This is a genomic window from Tardiphaga sp. 839_C3_N1_4, from assembly GCF_051811045.1.
Classification (GTDB): Bacteria; Pseudomonadota; Alphaproteobacteria; order Rhizobiales; family Xanthobacteraceae; genus Tardiphaga.
Map to the genome: position 1 here is coordinate 1,818,061 of NZ_JBPWQD010000001.1, position 16,276 is coordinate 1,834,336.

At 61.2% G+C, this 16,276-nt stretch carries 13 protein-coding genes; 6 read left to right on the forward strand and 7 right to left on the reverse strand.

Annotated features, from left to right (window positions below; translation table 11 throughout):
- Positions 1–28: 28 nt before the first annotated feature.
- Together AB8A38_RS08925 and AB8A38_RS08930 are read right to left on the reverse strand one after the other, a co-directional pair.
- The gene (locus AB8A38_RS08925) at positions 29–1,441 is read right to left on the reverse strand and encodes a mannose-1-phosphate guanylyltransferase/mannose-6-phosphate isomerase (RefSeq protein WP_315841484.1); all 1,413 of its coding nucleotides are present in this window, start codon (positions 1,439–1,441) and stop codon (positions 29–31) included.
- Positions 1,442–1,450: 9 nt separating this feature from the next.
- Positions 1,451–2,449 carry an NAD-dependent epimerase gene (locus tag AB8A38_RS08930; protein ID WP_315841483.1) on the reverse strand — a complete coding sequence of 333 codons (999 nt, stop codon included), beginning with the start codon at positions 2,447–2,449 and terminating at the stop codon, positions 1,451–1,453.
- Between the two features lie 256 nt (positions 2,450–2,705).
- Between AB8A38_RS08930 and AB8A38_RS08935 the strand changes: the two genes are divergently transcribed.
- Positions 2,706–3,719 (forward strand): MraY family glycosyltransferase, encoded by a 1,014-nt coding sequence (locus tag AB8A38_RS08935; RefSeq protein ID WP_439085739.1) that lies wholly within the window; start codon positions 2,706–2,708, stop codon positions 3,717–3,719.
- A 7-nt stretch (positions 3,720–3,726) separates the two neighbouring features.
- Here the strand turns inward: AB8A38_RS08935 and AB8A38_RS08940 are convergent, their stop codons facing one another.
- The 3 genes from AB8A38_RS08940 to rfaD are packed head-to-tail and all read right to left on the reverse strand — an operon-like array spanning position 3,727 to position 8,106.
- A complete protein-coding gene (locus AB8A38_RS08940) occupies positions 3,727–5,637 on the reverse strand; it encodes an SDR family NAD(P)-dependent oxidoreductase (RefSeq protein WP_439085740.1) in 1,911 nt (636 codons plus the stop codon).
- Positions 5,634–7,103 (reverse strand): D-glycero-beta-D-manno-heptose-7-phosphate kinase, encoded by a 1,470-nt coding sequence (gene rfaE1, locus AB8A38_RS08945; protein WP_439085741.1) that lies wholly within the window; start codon positions 7,101–7,103, stop codon positions 5,634–5,636. Before rfaE1 ends, AB8A38_RS08940 begins: the two co-directional genes overlap by 4 nt.
- A 22-nt stretch (positions 7,104–7,125) precedes the next feature.
- Positions 7,126–8,106, reverse strand: coding sequence for an ADP-glyceromanno-heptose 6-epimerase (gene rfaD / locus AB8A38_RS08950; protein WP_439085742.1), 981 nt, complete (start codon positions 8,104–8,106; stop codon positions 7,126–7,128).
- Between the two features lie 191 nt (positions 8,107–8,297).
- Between rfaD and waaF the strand changes: the two genes are divergently transcribed.
- On the forward strand, positions 8,298–9,371 hold the full coding sequence (gene waaF / locus AB8A38_RS08955) for a lipopolysaccharide heptosyltransferase II (protein ID WP_439085743.1): 1,074 nt from the start codon (positions 8,298–8,300) through the stop codon (positions 9,369–9,371).
- On the forward strand, positions 9,368–9,898 hold the full coding sequence (locus tag AB8A38_RS08960) for an HAD family hydrolase (protein WP_439085744.1): 531 nt from the start codon (positions 9,368–9,370) through the stop codon (positions 9,896–9,898). The genes waaF and AB8A38_RS08960 overlap by 4 nt, the downstream gene beginning before the upstream one ends.
- Here the strand turns inward: AB8A38_RS08960 and AB8A38_RS08965 are convergent.
- Complete coding sequence (locus tag AB8A38_RS08965; RefSeq protein ID WP_439085745.1) at positions 9,880–10,938, reverse strand: glycosyltransferase family 4 protein; 1,059 nt, start codon at positions 10,936–10,938, stop codon at positions 9,880–9,882. The genes AB8A38_RS08960 and AB8A38_RS08965 overlap by 19 nt on opposite strands.
- A 115-nt stretch (positions 10,939–11,053) precedes the next feature.
- Here AB8A38_RS08965 and galE point away from each other — a divergent pair, with 115 nt between their 5' ends.
- Positions 11,054–12,067, forward strand: coding sequence for a UDP-glucose 4-epimerase GalE (gene galE, locus AB8A38_RS08970; protein ID WP_175366707.1), 1,014 nt, complete (start codon positions 11,054–11,056; stop codon positions 12,065–12,067).
- A 9-nt stretch (positions 12,068–12,076) separates the two neighbouring features.
- On the opposite strand, the gene AB8A38_RS08975 is transcribed toward galE, so the two are convergent.
- Positions 12,077–13,042 (reverse strand): AraC family transcriptional regulator, encoded by a 966-nt coding sequence (locus tag AB8A38_RS08975; protein WP_439085746.1) that lies wholly within the window; start codon positions 13,040–13,042, stop codon positions 12,077–12,079.
- Positions 13,043–13,384: 342 nt separating this feature from the next.
- Here AB8A38_RS08975 and AB8A38_RS08980 point away from each other — a divergent pair, with 342 nt between their 5' ends.
- Positions 13,385–14,194, forward strand: a complete 810-nt coding sequence (locus tag AB8A38_RS08980; protein WP_315841473.1) for an outer membrane protein — start codon at positions 13,385–13,387, stop codon at positions 14,192–14,194.
- Positions 14,195–14,439: 245 nt separating this feature from the next.
- Complete coding sequence (locus AB8A38_RS08985; protein ID WP_315841472.1) at positions 14,440–16,242, forward strand: ABC transporter ATP-binding protein; 1,803 nt, start codon at positions 14,440–14,442, stop codon at positions 16,240–16,242.
- Positions 16,243–16,276 lie beyond the last annotated feature (34 nt).

Consider the following 16,276-nt stretch of genomic DNA (forward strand, 5'->3'; position numbering starts at 1 on the left):
GATTCGGGCGAGTATCGCCCGGCGGCCGCTAGTTCCGCTTATAGTCATCCTCGATGCGAACGATGTCGTCCTCGCCAAGGTAGCTGCCCGTCTGCACCTCGATCAGCTCGAGCGGGATTTTACCAGGGTTTTCCAGACGGTGCGTGGCACCGAGCGGGATGTAGATCGACTCGTTCTCGTGGACGGTCTTGATCTGATCGTTGATCGTCACCTTCGCGGTACCACGCACAACGATCCAGTGCTCGGAGCGATGGTGGTGCATCTGGAGTGACAGCCGCTCGCCGGCTTTCACCACGAGGCGTTTCACCTGATAGCGCTCGCCATCCTCAAGGGCCTGCACAGATCCCCACGGGCGATGCACCTTGAGATGATCCTCGGTGACCTGCGGCGCCGTGACCTTCAGCTTCGCCACAAGCCGTTTCAAGCCGTTGGCATCCTTCTGACGGGAAACCAGCACGGCGTCGTGCGTCGCCACCACCACGAGATCGTCAACACCCTCCAGCGCCACCACCGGACCATCGCTGGCCACATTACAGTTGCGCGAGTCCTCGAACACCGCCACGCCCTGCGCGGCATTGCCCTGCGCATCCTTGTCGGACAGCTCCCACACTGCGAGCCACGAGCCGACATCCGACCAGCCGCAGGACACCGGCACCACAGCCGCCTTCGTCGTCTTCTCCATCACGGCATAGTCGACAGAGATCGATTTTGCCTTCCCGAAAGCGTCCGCATCGAGCGTAAAGAAGCCGAGATCGCGGCCGGCCTTCGCCACAGCGCTGGTGATGGTCTCGACACTATCGGCGTCGACACCACGATATTCATCGAGCAGCATCCCCGCCCGAAACATAAAGTTGCCGCTGTTCCAGAGATAGCCGGCCTCAATATAACCGGTTGCCGTCTGCAGGTCCGGCTTCTCGACGAATTTGGCGACGCTCTTCACCTTGTCAGAAAGCGATTGGCCTGGTGAAATATAGCCGTATTCGGTGGCCGCACGCTCCGGCTGCACGCCGAACGTCACGATATGCCCGGCATCGGCAACCACCAGACCTGCGCGGCACGCCGCCACGAAAGCCGGGACATCACGCACCACATGATCGGCGGCAAGCGCAAGCACGACCGCGTCCTCATCGCGGGTCTGAGCGAACGCGGCACCGGCGGCAATGGCCGGACCTGAATCGCGCCGAGCCGGCTCGAGCAGGATGTCTGCATCGAGCCCGATCTCGGCGAGTTGTTCGCGCACCATGAACCGATAGGCGGCGCTGGTGATGACAATGGGACGATCGAACAAGCCAGCATCGGATACGCGAATCACCGTGTCCTGAAAGGTCGAGCGCGGTCCGAACAATGGCAGAAATTGCTTCGGGCGCCCCTCACGCGACGACGGCCACAGGCGCGTACCGGCACCGCCACACATGATCAGGGGAATAATGCGCTTGCTCATCAGTCGCTCTCAACCCTTCGCGTTCAGATTACCGTAGTGGCTGCGGTACCACGTCACGAATTGCCGAATCCCCTCCTCGATCGAGGTATCCGGCTTGAAGCCGACGTCACGCATCAGATCGTCCACATCGGCAAAAGTCTCAGGCACATCGCCCGGCTGCATCGGCAGCATCGTCTTGATCGCCTCAAGCCCCAGTTCCTTCTCAAGAACCGAGACCACATGCAAAAGGTCCTCTGGCTTGTGGTTACCGACATTGTAGATTCGCGCTGGCGCCTCGTCCTCACTACCGGTCGGCACATGATCAATCAGCCGCCCGATAGCACCGACAACGTCGTCGACATAGGTAAAGTCGCGTCGCATGTTACCGTGATTGAAAAGCTTGATCGGCTGCTTGTCGAGGATCGCCTTGGTAAACAGGAAGATCGCCATATCCGGCCGGCCCCATGGACCGTAGACGGTGAAGAAGCGCAGCCCGGTGGTCGGCAGGCGATAGAGATGGCTGTAGGAATGCGCCATCAACTCGTTGGCCTTCTTCGTCGCAGCATAGAGACTGACCGGATTGTCGACCCTGTCGCTGACGGAGAACGGTTTCTTCTTGTTGGCGCCATAGACCGAGGATGACGACGCATAGAGCAGATGCGCGCAGCCATTGTGCCGGCATCCTTCGAGGATATTGAGAAAGCCCTCGAGATTGGCATCGGCATAGGCGTGTGGCTGCTCGATGGAATAGCGCACACCCGCCTGCGCAGCGAGATGAATGACAACAGGGAATTTGTATTCGCTGAACAACGCCGAGATCGCGGGACGATCTGCCAGATTCGCCCTCACAAAGGTAAAGCGGGGCTGGCCCTCCAGCAGCTTCAACCGCGCCTCCTTCAGCGCCGGATCGTAATAGCTGTTGACGCTATCGAGGCCAACGACCGTGCGGCCTTCGGCCAGCAGTTGCCGCACCACATGGAAACCGATGAAGCCCGCAGCACCGGTGACAAGAATGGGTTGTTCAGACATCGTGTCCCCAGACATTCGCCAGGAATCGCCACATTGCATGACGATCCGTGTCGCATTCCATTAGCCATCCATACGATGATGCTGAAATACCTTGGTATCGCAACACCCGATTGCGTCAGAAGCGCGGCCTTCGCCGCTAGCTATGCCGCAAAAACAGGATAAGAAGAGCCCTCGTGCATAACTCCGAACTATTTGTCTCATTGCGACCCAAATCTTCCCTGCAACGCATATCATTCCTGCGACCAATGTCATCCCGATGTCGTCATTCGAACTGATTACGTCCTTCGTCGCTCTGGTTGTGGCCGCGGTTCTGTCCGCGGTTTGCATCAAGGCCATTCATCCGCTGCTTATCCGCTATGCAATGGCGCGACCGAATGCCCGATCGTCCCATAAGGTGCCGACACCGCAAGGCGCCGGCATCGCGGTGATATCAGTCACTCTGCTGGTTGCCGGGCTCTCCATTGCAGTTCTTCCCGTCTCAGCGACACCGGCACTGTGGGTACTGTTCGGTGCAACGATCCTGATCGCGACCATCGGCGCGATCGATGATCTGCGTCCGATTTCGGTGACGCCGCGACTGCTGCTGCAAGCCGTCAGTATTGCCGCGATCCTGTTTGCCCTGCCCCCCCCACTGCAGATCACACCGGACCTGCCTCTCTGGATCGAACGCGGCTTGCTGCTGCTGGCCGCACTCTGGTTCGTCAATCTCGTGAATTTCATGGATGGGCTCGACTGGATCACAGTGGCCGAAGTGATTCCGATCACCACGGCGCTGGTGCTGATCGGCTTCTCCGGGCAACTGCCGTTATCGACGGCGCTCATTGCCGCTGCGCTTTGCGGCGCCACACTCGGCTTCGCGCCCTTCAATCGCCCAGTGGCGAAGATGTTTCTGGGCGACGTCGGCAGCCTTCCCATCGGGCTCTTGCTCGCCTGGTGCTTCCTGCAACTGGCCTATGCGCATCATCTGGCTGCCGCCATCCTGCTGCCGCTGTATTACCTCGCCGACGCGACCATCACCCTGCTCCGGCGGCTGGCAAAACGCGAGCCGGTATGGCTGGCGCATCGCTCGCACTTCTATCAGCGCGCGACGGACAATGGCTTCGCCGTGATCGAGGTTGTGCGAACGGTGTTCGTTCTCAATATCGGCCTGGCGGCACTGGCCGTGCTGTCGATCTATCTCCGCTCAGGCGTCGCCGACGCAGCTTTGCTTGTACTTGGCAGCGTCGCCGTCGCCACCGCATTGCGGGCATTCTCGACGCCGCGCCGCTGACGCAGACTTACTGTGCCGCCGCCCGATATTCCGGCACCGCATCCTTAAGCGTCGCCACAGCGACCTCGTGTTGATCCGCGTCAATGGCTTTCCGCAAGATCGCAAGCCAGCTGTTCAGCGTCTCCAGCGGCAGCTCGTTCGGGCGGGCAGCGACGATGCCGGCGATGCCGATCTCGCTGGTTGGCTCCTGCTCGGCGAACAATATCTCGTTGAGCCGCTCGCCCGGTCGAACACCGGTGAACACGATATCGATATCGTAGCCGGGCTGAAGACCGGACAGCCGGATCATGCGGTCGGCGAGATCGACGATCTTCACCGGTTGCCCCATGCTGAGCACATAGACCGACGCATCGGCATGCTGCGCGTTCATCGCATGGGTTGCAGCAGTGACGACCAGATCGCAGGCCTCGCGGATGGTCATGAAGTAGCGCACCATATCAGGGTGCGTCACCGTCACCGGCCCACCGGCTTCGATCTGCGCCTTGAACTTCGGCACGACGGACCCATTCGACGCCAGAACATTACCAAACCGCACCGAGATCAGCCGCATGGGCGATTTGGCAGCACTGCCGCTAATGGCGTCGCCATCCAGCGCCTGGCAATACATCTCGGCAAAACGCTTGGTGAGGCCGAGCATCGACACCGGCTCGATCGCCTTGTCAGTCGAGATCATCACCATCGCATCAGCGCCCGATGCGAGCGCCGCATCGGCGACATTCACAGAACCGAAGATGTTGGTCTTGACGCCCTCGCCCCAGTCGCGCTCCAGGATCGGCACATGTTTCAGCGCGGCTGCGTGAAACACCGCATCCGGCTTGAAGGCGATCATCAGTTGATAAATGCGCTCGCGGTCCCTGACATCGGCGATGCGGCCCTCGATCGCTGCGCTGGTGACTTTGGCCGCCAGCTTTTCCATGGCCGCATGAAGCGCCGGCTCCGAATTCTCGATAATGAGCAGCCGTGCAGCGCCGAAAGTGATGACGCGGTCGCAGATCTCGTAGCCGATCGAGCCGCCACCGCCGGTCACGACGATCGCCTTGCCGCGCACGAAATTCTCCAGCCGGGCATAGTCGATCTTGACGCTCGGTCGCAGCAACAGATCCTCGACTGCCACCGGCGCCAGTTGCGGCGTATCGCGGCTTTCCTCGAGCGACGGAATCCGGCTGACTGTCAGCCCGAGCTTGCGCGCACGCATCAATACCGACTCGGGCAACGCCTCTGCTTCAAACGCCGACGGCGTCATCACGATCCGTTCGATCGGGCGTTGCCGCGTGCTGAAGTCATCAACGACATTACCGAGATCGTCGATGCCGCCGAGGACCGGCACGCCTCGGATCGCCTGTCCGCGATCGGACATCGCCGGCGACAAGATACCAACCGGCCACATGCGCTTGACGGCACCGCTCTCAATGCCGCGCAAGAACACCTCGGCATCGGCCGCACGACCAATCAGCAGTGCCGGTGACGCATCCATCGCGCGCGCCTGATTGCGCGTACGCGTATAACGGAAATAGCGATAGGCCAGTCGCGATCCGCTCAGAAAGAAGATCTGGATGAACCAGTAGATGATGATCGTTGTCTTGCCGAGGAAGAACGTGCCGTACACGTTCGGCGCCAGGAAGATATAGTCGAGCACCAGAAGCGCGCCCGTCAGCACCGTGGATGCCTTGATGATATTCAGCAGGTCGGGCAGCGAGATGAAGCGCCACTTCGTTGTCGTCAAATTGAACAGATAGCAGACGAAAAAGCTGAAGACGACGAAGTACGGCAGAATCTTCAGGAGCAGCGGCAGCCGATCCCACAGGTTCTCGCCGTCGAAACGCAGCACGAAGCTGAGGACGACCGCAGCCGCCGTGACGATGGCGTCATGCGTCGCAATCATCCAGTTGCGAGCGGAAAACTGTGTAATTCGTGTCATGACTGTCCGCTGCGCGCGCGCTCGACCAGCGACGTCGTACTGTGGCCTTGCAGGATATCGATCAGGATCACCTCTCCGCCGTTGGCGGCGACAACCTCATGGCCAACCACCTGCTCCCGCGTGTAATCGCCGCCTTTGACCAGCGTCGCCGGCGCGATCTGCGTAATCAGGTTCAGTGGGGTATCCTCTTCGAAAATCACCACCAGATCGACGGCCTCTAGCGCCGCAAGCACTTCTGCACGGGCGCGTTCGTCCTGCACCGGGCGCCCCTCGCCCTTCAGCCGCTTCACGGACGCGTCGCTGTTAAGACCGACGATCAGGCGATCGCAAGTCGCGCGCGCTGCCGTCAGAACCTTTACATGACCGGGATGCAGGATGTCGAAACAGCCATTGGTGAAACCAATCCGCAATTGCTGCTTGCGCCAGTCGGCCAGTTGCGCATTGAGCTCAGTCGATGCCACGATTTTCTCTTCAGCAGCCAGAAACGCATGCGGCAAAATCCGGCGGCGCAATTCGGACGGTGTGACCACCGCCGTCCCCTTCTTGCTGACGGCGACCGCTGCCGCGGCGGTTGCCGCCCGCAATGCCGCTTCCCAGTCGGCCCCGGCGGCCAGCGCCACAGCCAGCATCGCCGCCACAGTGTCGCCGGCGCCCGAGACGTCGCGCACCTTGACCGGCAACGCCGGCACATGGATGGGCTCGCCATCGCGCGGCACCAGCGTCATACCATGCTCGCTCTGGGTCACCAGCATCGCGGCGCAGTCCGCCAGAATCATCGCCTCCTGCGCGGCAGTCGCGATATTGATGTCGCTGTCAGCGCGGCTGCGCGTTGCCTCGGCGAATTCCTTGCGGTTAGGCGTCAGCAGCGTCGCGCCGCGATAGATCGCAAAATTTGCGCTCTTGGGGTCGACGATGACGCGTTTGCCGAGCTTCTTCGCCGCATCGATGACGTTGCGGATCACCCGCGCGGTCAGCACGCCCTTGGCGTAGTCGGATAGCAGTACGATGTCGACGCGCGCGAGTTGCGGCAAAATCGTATCAATCAATTGCTTCTCGATGACCGCAGATGCCGGTGCAGCCAGTTCCCAGTCGGCGCGCAGCATATGTGTTGAGAAATGCTCGGACACGAAGCGCACCTTGCGCGTCGTCGGACGCGATGAATCCGTAACCAGCAATGCTTCGATCAGAGGCTCCTGCGCGAGCGCATTCTCGAGCGTTGCGCCGGCATCGTCCTCACCGACCAGGCCGACAAAGATGCATTTCGCTCCGAGGGCTGCAATATTGCGTGCGACATTACCGGCACCGCCGATATTGATCTCGCTGCGCTGAACCGCGATGACCGGCGCAGGCGCTTCCGGCGAAATGCGCGACACCTCGCCATAGACGAATTCGTCGAGCATCAGATCGCCGACACAGAGCACCGTCTGATCGGCAATCGCGTGCGACAGGGCGTCGAAATCAAACATCACACCGGTACCTGTTGCGCGTTCAGCGGAAGCGATCGGGCTGATCGAGAAAGCCCTTCACATAGTGGGAGACGGCATCTTCCAATGTTGTAAAACCGCCGTTGTAGCCGGCGCCGCGCAACCGATCGACTTCGCTCTGCGTGAAGTACTGATAGCTGCCGCGAATCTGCTCGGGCATGTCGATATAGTCGATGTTCGGCCTGGTGCCGAGTGCAGTGTAGGCAGCCAGCATCAGGTCCTTGAAGCTGCGCGCGGTTCCCGTCCCGACATTGAAGATGCCGCTGACACAAGGCGACGCCAGCAGCCACATCATCACGCGAACGACGTCCTCGACATAGATGAAGTCGCGGCGCTGATCGCCGTCCGCAATGCCCTCGCGATGCGACTTGAACAGCTGAATACCGCGGCCGGCCTTGATGTCGTCGAAGCGCCGCGCCAGCACGCTCATCATCGAGCCCTTGTGATACTCGTTCGGCCCGAACACGTTGAAGAACTTCAGACCGGCCCATTGCGGCGGCATCTTCTCGCCCTTGGCGACGCGCTCGGCGACGGCGAGGTCGAACAGGTGCTTGCTCCATCCGTAGAGATTCATCGGCCGCAGTTTCTTGAGTTCCGGAACGGTCTGCTCGTCGCGAAAACCGTGCGCGCCGTCGCCATAGGTCGAAGCGGACGATGCATAAATCAGCGGCGTCGCAGTGGCCGTGCACCAGTCCAACAAGCGCATCGACAGCCGGAAGTTCGTCTCGATGACCAGATCACCGTCGGTCGCGGTGGTTTCCGAAATCGCGCCGAGATGAATGACCGCATCGAGCTTGCGGCCCTTCAGCCAGTCCATCAGTTCGGTTGGCGGCACCACATCCGCAAGTTGCCGCTTGGCGAGATTACGCCATTTTCCATCATGGCCGAGCACATCGGAGACGGCCACGTCCGCGCGGCCGGCGTCGTTCAACGCGGCCACGACATTCGATCCGATAAAACCGGCCCCTCCGGTCACAAGCAGCATGAAGTCCCCGATCTCATGATTGACCCACCTTTGCCTCAACCCTGCCCCACAGGCAACTTGGGCGCAGGGATGTCATAAAGACCGTGGGGACATATTTGGAAGCAACCCAAATGGCTTTACCTGCCGGAACGGAGCGGGTACCGACTTGAGCCGGATGTTGCCCGCGGTAGAACAGCGAAGTCCTTGAAAGAATGAACGTAAATTCCCCATACCAGGGCGTGACGGTCGATCCGGACGATACCCGGCCGATCCTGATCGTGCCCTATATGTGGATCGGCGATTTCGTCCGGGGTCATACGGTCGTCCGGGTCCTGAAAGAGCGCTGGCCGAACCGGCCGGTCGATTTGCTGGTGACCAGACTGGTCGCCCCGCTGGTCGACTACATGCCGGGCGTGCGCTCAGGCATCGTCTGGGACCTGCCCCGCAGCCAGCTTGCGCTCGCCAAACAATGGGAACTGGCCGCCACCCTGCGCGCTCGGAACTACGGCACCGTGCTGGTGATGCCGCGGACCTGGAAATCGGCTCTGGCACCCGCTCTGGCCGGCATCCCGGAGCGCATCGGCTTTGTCGGCGAGGCGCGCTTCGGCCTGATCAATCAGTGGCGCTGGGGCGAAAAGAAGCTGCCGCGCATGATCGACAAGAAATGCGCGCTGGCGCTGCCAGATGGCACGCCGCTCCCGCCGGAATGGCCGGTGCCCCAGTTCCGCGTGCCCGCTGATGAGATCGCGCGCTGGCGGCAGGCCAACGGGCTGGGAACCGGTCCGGCAGTGGCGCTCGGACCCGGCTCGGTCGGTTCCTCCAAGCGCTGGACCTATTACGCCGAGGCAGCAAAACTGCTGGTCGCGCGCGGGCTGGACGTCTGGGTCATCGGCGGCCCCGGCGAGAAGGATCTCGCCAATGAGATTATAGCTGCCGCTGGTCCTCGCGCTCGCGACCTCACTACGGGCGACCTGCGCAATGGCGTGATCGGCATGGCCGCCGCCAATGTCGCCGTGGCTAACGACTCCGGCCTGATGCATATTGCTGCGGCTGTCGGGACGCCGACCATCGGCATTTTCGGACCGACCAGCCCGCAGCTCTGGGGACCGCTCAATCCGCTGGCCGCGACCGTGCAGACCAAGACCATCGTTCCGTGCCAGCCGTGTCACAGGCCGGTCTGCACCATGAACAACCATGCCTGCATGCGCGACATTCCGGCCAACGACGTTGCCGCGATCGTTCAGGACGTGATGGCCGAGGCATCCAACAGAAGCGCGCAGATATGACGACCCCGCAAACAAAACCCGCAGCGTTTCTCGATCGCGACGGCGTCATTAATTACGACGACGGCTATATGGGCACGGCCGATCGCATCCGCTGGATGCCGAACGCGGCCAAGGCCATTCGCCGGCTCAACGATGCCGGCTATTTCGTCTTCCTGTTTTCGAACCAGTCGGGCGTCGCACGCGGCTATTTCACCGAAGACGAACTCAATACGCTGTTTAAGTGGATGCGTTCCGAACTCGCCGCACAAGGCGCCCGCATCGATGACGTCCGTTATTGCCCGCACCATCCGGCCGGATCAGTTGCGGGCTATCTGGAAGATCATCACTGGCGCAAGCCGAGCCCCGGGATGATCCTCGATCTAATGCACCACTGGCCTGTGCAACGCAAAGGCAGTTTTGCCATCGGCGACCGCGATACGGATATCGAAGCGGCCAAGGCCGCGCATCTACCCGGCTTCCTGTTTGCCGGCGGTGACTTGGACGCGTTCGTTGCGGATATCCTGCAGGGTCAGAGCAGCCTGCGATAAACTTCCGCAATTCCCCGCGCTTCCGCATCGAGGCTGAACTTGTCGAGCACACGCTGGCGCGCATGTACGCCCATGGCTGCAGCGGCACCGGGTTCGCGCATCAGCGGCTCCAATGCCAGCGTGAGTGCCGCCGCATCGCCGGTCGGCACAAGCTTCCCGGTCACGCCCTCCTCGACCACAATCTCCGCGGCGCCCGCACGCGTTGCGACCAGTGCTGCTCCTGCAGACATCGCCTCGATTAATGTCAGACCGAAGCCTTCATTGCGCGAGGTAAATGCGTAGATCGTCAGGCGTTGATACCATCGCTCGACCTCTTCGATCGGCAACTCACCGGTGATGACGATGCGCGCCTGCAGACCGGCGTCGGCGATTTTCTTCTTGAGCTCATTGGCAAAGCCGATCTGGTCCGGCGTGATTGCCCCGACAATGACGGCGGTGAAATCCGGATAGCGCGGCAACAACTCGCACATCGCATTGACGAAAAGATCGGTTCCCTTCTGCGCACGCACCCGGCCGAAGCAGCCGATCGCATAACGCCCCGGCAGGCTCGCTTCTGCAAACGCAGCCGTGCGATCAACGGGGGGCGCATAGCGATCAGTATCGACACCATGCGTCACCACCGTCGCAGACCGTTTCAGATATGACGCGGAAATGTCGCTGGTCGCGATGATGGCATCCATCCGGCTGATCAGCCAGCGTGTGATCCAGGTATGATGGCGCTGCGCTGCCGAGGTGAAGAGCAGTTTCATCGGCCACCCGAGCGCCTTGAGCAGAACGCCGGCAATCATCTCGTTGTTGCGCCGCGCGTGCCAAATCACAGGCTTGCGGCGCAGCCACAATTTCACGAGATCGCCGATATCCATGCGCGCAATGCCGGCGGGCGCGTCGGATCCAAGCCAAGCCGCGTCAAACATGTCTGCGAGTTTCGGCGCCACCATGCGATTGGTCGCCGTCACACCGGAGTAGCGCCAGTGCAGATTCGTGACGATCAGCTGCAGTTTATCGGCCGTTTTGCCCGCAATCGGCACAGGTGACTCCATTTCGCCCGATTTCCTATACGCAACATTAAGCATAGTGGCCAGTTGCCGGCCGTCGAAACCCACTCTTCATCCCGGGCGCGATAGCGTTCCCAAAACGGGAGAGTGAGTAAATCCAATGACCGTCCTTGTCACCGGCGGCGCCGGTTATATCGGAAGTCACATGGTCCATGCGCTGGTGGAAGCCGGCGAGAGCGTGGTCGTGATCGACAATTTGTCGACGGGCTTCTCAACATATCTCCCCGAGGGCGTTCCGCTGTTTATCGGCGATGTCGCTGATGAGAACCTTGTCGAGGGCGTCATTGCTGCCCATGGCATCGACGCCATCATCCATTTTGCGGGCTCTGTCGTCGTGCCGGAATCGATGCGCGACCCGCTTGCCTACTATCGCAACAACACGATGACGACACGCAACCTGCTCAGCGCGGCAGTGAAATGCGGCGTCAAAAAATTTATCTTCTCATCGACCGCTGCTGTCTACGGCAATCCCGATTTCACGCCGGTGGCAGAAGATGCCCCAACGCGTCCGCTGTCGCCTTACGGATCATCGAAGCTGATGACCGAGATCATGCTGCACGACATCGCGCCGGCCTATGGCATGGAGTTTGTCGCGCTGCGTTACTTCAACGTCGCCGGCGCCGATCCGCAGGGCCGCACCGGTCTGGCCACCATGGGCGCGACGCATCTGCTCAAGATCGCCGTCGAGGCCGCCACCGGCCAGCGCAGCAAGATCGACGTGTTCGGAACCGATTACCCGACGCCCGACGGAAGCTGCATCCGCGACTTCATCCATGTAAGCGACCTCGTTCAGGCCCACCGCGCCGCATTGAGCTACCTGCGCGAAGGCGGCGCATCCACGACCCTGAATTGCGGCTATGGCCGCGGCTATTCGGTGCTGGAAACCATCGAAGCCGTGCGCCGTGCATCCGGCCGAAATTTCGCGGTTCAATACGCCCCGCGCCGCGACGGCGACATCATGACCATGATCGCCGATACCACCCGAATCCGCGCGACGCTCGACTGGACGCCCCAATACGACGATCTCGAAACCATCGCCCGCCACGCGCTGGCCTGGGAAGAGAAGCTCGCCCGCGAGCGCCATGGCATCGAATTGATGGCGAAATCGGCCTGAGTAGTTAGATCAGCGCCGGCACTGCGTCGGCGTCTCGCCGAAACGCCGACGAAATCGCTGATTGAAGTATGAGATCTCGTTGAAGCCACTGGCTAGCGCGATTTCACTGATCTTCAGCCGATCACCCTGCTCGTTCGTCAGCAAACGCATTGCATGTTGCAGACGGCGCTCCAGAAGGCGTTCGGTGAAACTCGATCCGGTATCTTGCAGAAGGTCCTGGAGATAGCGCGGCGACACATCCAGTCGGCGCGCGACCTGCCCCACCGAGAAACCCGGCTCCGCGAAATGGCGATCGATCTCGGCGATGATTTCCTGCGTTCGCGACGCGCGCAGACCGCGCATCGACGCAAGTTGTGCAGCGTCGCCGCGGGCACCTAGCGCGAGCGCCGTCAGATCCAGCAATGTCGTGCTGATATGGCTGTCGAGCTCCGCATCATGCGGATCGCGCAGCAGATCGACCGAGATGTCGATGTAGCGTCGCAGATGAGCCACGGCTGCGCGCCGTTCGTCGAGCGGCTGGATCAGGAGATCGTCGACATTTCCAATGAGAGGCAACAGGCGCTCCCTACTGACGGTCAACGTCGTCGACGAGAAATCCGCATCTGATCGCAAATCTGCCGGACGTCCGTTCGTGCCGAGAAAAGCGCAGTCTGACGACAAGGCCGTTTCGCGCCCCACCTGATCGACGACCAGCGTCCCCTCGCCTCGATGAAACATCAAACAGAAATCATCGTCCGGCCCGCGCGAGATTGCCGTTCTGGATCGTCGGATTCGACTGAACGTGCCGCCGAACCGGGTGACCCGCACATTCGAATAATCTGCCCAGTGCACGAAAGCCGAGAATGGCCGATCTTCAGCACGTGTGATGTCCACGCAGCAGGTGAGCGCTTCCATGTTCTCGCACCACAGCGCGAATTTCTGGTGATCCAGCAATTCCGGATCAAATCCATCTGAGACGAAACTGGCCTGATGCATATGTCCAACTCATGTCCGACGAATAGTGTAGCAACACAGAACAAACTCATCACGAAAAATCTCGGCAGAGCGGCGTTCTGTAACCGTAGTTGTATAGTGCGCATATGTGCTGTTGCGACAACGCCACATCGACGCGAAGTTTGGTGACGGTGCGCGAGAACTAAAATCTGCTACGCGCGTGAACAAGACCTCTCCGCCAGCCCTGTCATTGTGCACGTGGAAGCCGCGAGTCCCGGCATCATTCGCAGATGCCTTGGCTCGACGACACTTCACATGCGATCGCCGATGACGGCGAAGCATCGGAAATCACTTGCCGTGCGCAAGAAACTGAGGGGCCTGATCATGAAGAGATTATTCGCTGGCGCAGCACTGCTTGTCGGTGCAGCCGTTCCTGCCGTTGCGGCCGACATGCCTTATCCGGTGAAGGCGCCAGTCGCGCCCGTCCAGGTGTTCTCCTGGACTGGCTTCTATGTCGGCGCCAATGTCGGTTTTGGCGGTGACAAGTTCGACTATCCATTCCAGGCTACCCAACGGCAGTTGCAGGCCGAGGCAGCCGCGCGCGTTGCCAGCACAAGCGGCAATTTCAGCCTGACCTCAAGCGGCTTCTTTGGCGGCGGACAGGCTGGCTACAACTATCAATACAATGGTGGCTTCGTCATCGGCATCGAGACGGACTTCCAGTGGTCCGGCATCAAGGGTCGCTTCGAGGGCAATCAGACGCTGAACAATAACGGCGTGACCACGTCCGCGGCATTCGGCACCGGCTCCGAAGTCGAATGGTTCGGCACGATTCGCGGACGGCTCGGCTATGCATGGGACCGCGTGTTCCTGTACGGCACCGGCGGCGGCGCCTATGGCCGGGTCAACACCAACGGGAACTTCACTCTGACCGGCCCGAATGGTGTGCTCGGCCAGGTTGTGGCGGTATCGGCCGGCCAGACACAGTGGGGCTGGACCGCCGGCGCGGGCCTCGAATACGCATTCGCCCCGCAGTGGTCGTTCAAGACCGAATATCTCTATGTGGACCTCGGCCGGAGCACGCTGTTCTCCACTGCCGTCAACGACGTCGCCAATGGTTTCTCCTCCAACTCCAGCATCTCGGTCGATACCAGGTTCCACACCATGAAAGCGGGTGTGAATTACCGGTTCTGATCGGGTTACACCCCGCCAACCGGAAGCACGGCGCGTACCCGTCGCGTGCCGTGCTTCCGAGAGATTCTGGGACCAAAACGGCCCGAATCCGGCGGGGGACGCCATTGAGCCAACGGGTTAACAAAGTCTTGGCAAGCCCGATTTTGACTTGAAAAACCGCGATTTAACGGGCAATCAGGCGGCTGTTTCGCAAGCTGACCGGGCTCCCTGGCAAATCCCTGCCCGGCGCCGTCGCTGGACCGCGGATGGCCAAGATTACTCGCAAAGTCACTGACGATCCTTACGGCGCCTGGGCGCTGATCCGCCGTCTGATCGCCGAACAGGCGGTCACCTATTGGCGGCGCTACCTCTTAGCCTTCCTGCTGATGGCCGTCTCCGCCGCGACCACCGCGGGCGCCGCCTATATGCTCGGTGAGGTGATCAACCAAGCCTATGTGGACAAGAGCATCGAGCGCATCGCGCTGTTCTCGGGTTTCGTGGTGGTGATCTTCCTGATCAAGGGCGCCTCAACCTACGGCCACACCGTGATTCTCTCGAAGATCTCCAACGCGATCGTCGCGAACAATCAGCGCCGGCTGTTCGCCAAGCTGATGAACGAGAGCATCGGCTTTTTCTCGGAGCGGCATTCGTCGGAATTCCTGCAGCGGCTCACTGCCGGCGCCAATTCGGTGACGCAGGTGCTCAGCCTGCTGATCAACGCCGTCGGCCGTGACCTGCTGTCGCTGATCGCGCTGGTCGGCGTGATGGTGATGCAGGACCCCTATATGGCGCTGTTCGGCTTCCTCGTCGCGCCGCCCGCGATGCTGGTGCTGCGCAAGCTGGTCCGCCGCATCAAGGGCCTCGCGCGCAACCAGTTCACCGGTACCACCGAAATTCTGGAAGTGATGCAGGAATCGCTGCAGGGCATCCGCACGGTGAAGGCCTTCACGCTCGAAAAGACCATGCAGCAACGCATGGAAGCGAGCATCACGGCTGTCGAGCAGAACGCCAACAAGATGGCGCGCGTCTCCAGCCGCTCCAGCCCTCTGATGGAAACCCTCGGCGGCTTCGCCATCGCCGCATCGCTGATGTATGGCGGCTATCGCGTGGTCGCGATGGGCGCAACGCCCGGGCAATTCTTTTCCTTCGTCACCGCCTTCCTGCTGGCCTATGAGCCGGCGAAGCGGCTGGCACGGCTGAACATCGACCTCAACAGTCAGATCATCGGCGCGCATACGCTGCTGGAAATCGTCGACAGCCCGGCTTCCGAACCGAATGACGACCACAAGCCGGCGCTCAAACTAACCGATGCGCGCGTCGAGCTGCATGACGTGACGTTCCGCTATCGCCCCAACGAGGTCGTGCTCAACCGCATGAGCTTCGTCGCCGAGCCCGGCAAGGTCACCGCGCTGGTCGGTCCGTCCGGTGGTGGCAAGTCCACGGTGCTGGCACTGCTGCTGCGGCTCTACGAGGTCAGCGAAGGCGACATCACAATCGACGGCCAGTCGATCGGCCAGGTCTCGCGGCGCTCACTGCGCGGCCAGACCGCCTATGTCGGACAGGATGTCTATCTGTTCCGCGGCACGATCCGCGAGAACATCGCCTTCGGCAAACCCGGCGCCACGGAAGACGAGATCGTCGCGGCAGCCAAGGCCGCCTGCGCCCATGATTTCATCATGGGCTTCCCGCTCGGATACGAGACCCCGGTCGGCGAGCATGGCGCACAACTCTCAGGCGGCCAGCGCCAACGCATCGCCATTGCGCGCGCGCTGGTGAAGAACGCGCCGGTCATCCTGCTGGACGAGGCGACAGCGGCGCTGGATTCCGAATCCGAAAAATCGGTGCAGGAAGCCATCGAGCATCTCTGCCAGAATCGTACCACGATCGTCATTGCGCATCGCCTGCACACCATCATGCATGCTGATGCCATTCTGGTGGTCGAGGGTGGCGAGATTGTCGAGCGCGGCCGCCACGACGACCTGTTGCGCCGTGGCGGGCGCTACGCCTCGTTCTTCCGCTTGCAACATCGTGATGCTTCGCCGCTGGCACCGCTTGATGCGTCGGCGTAAGACTTGCTTCTGTTTTCTGCCGCGCAAGCGCGGC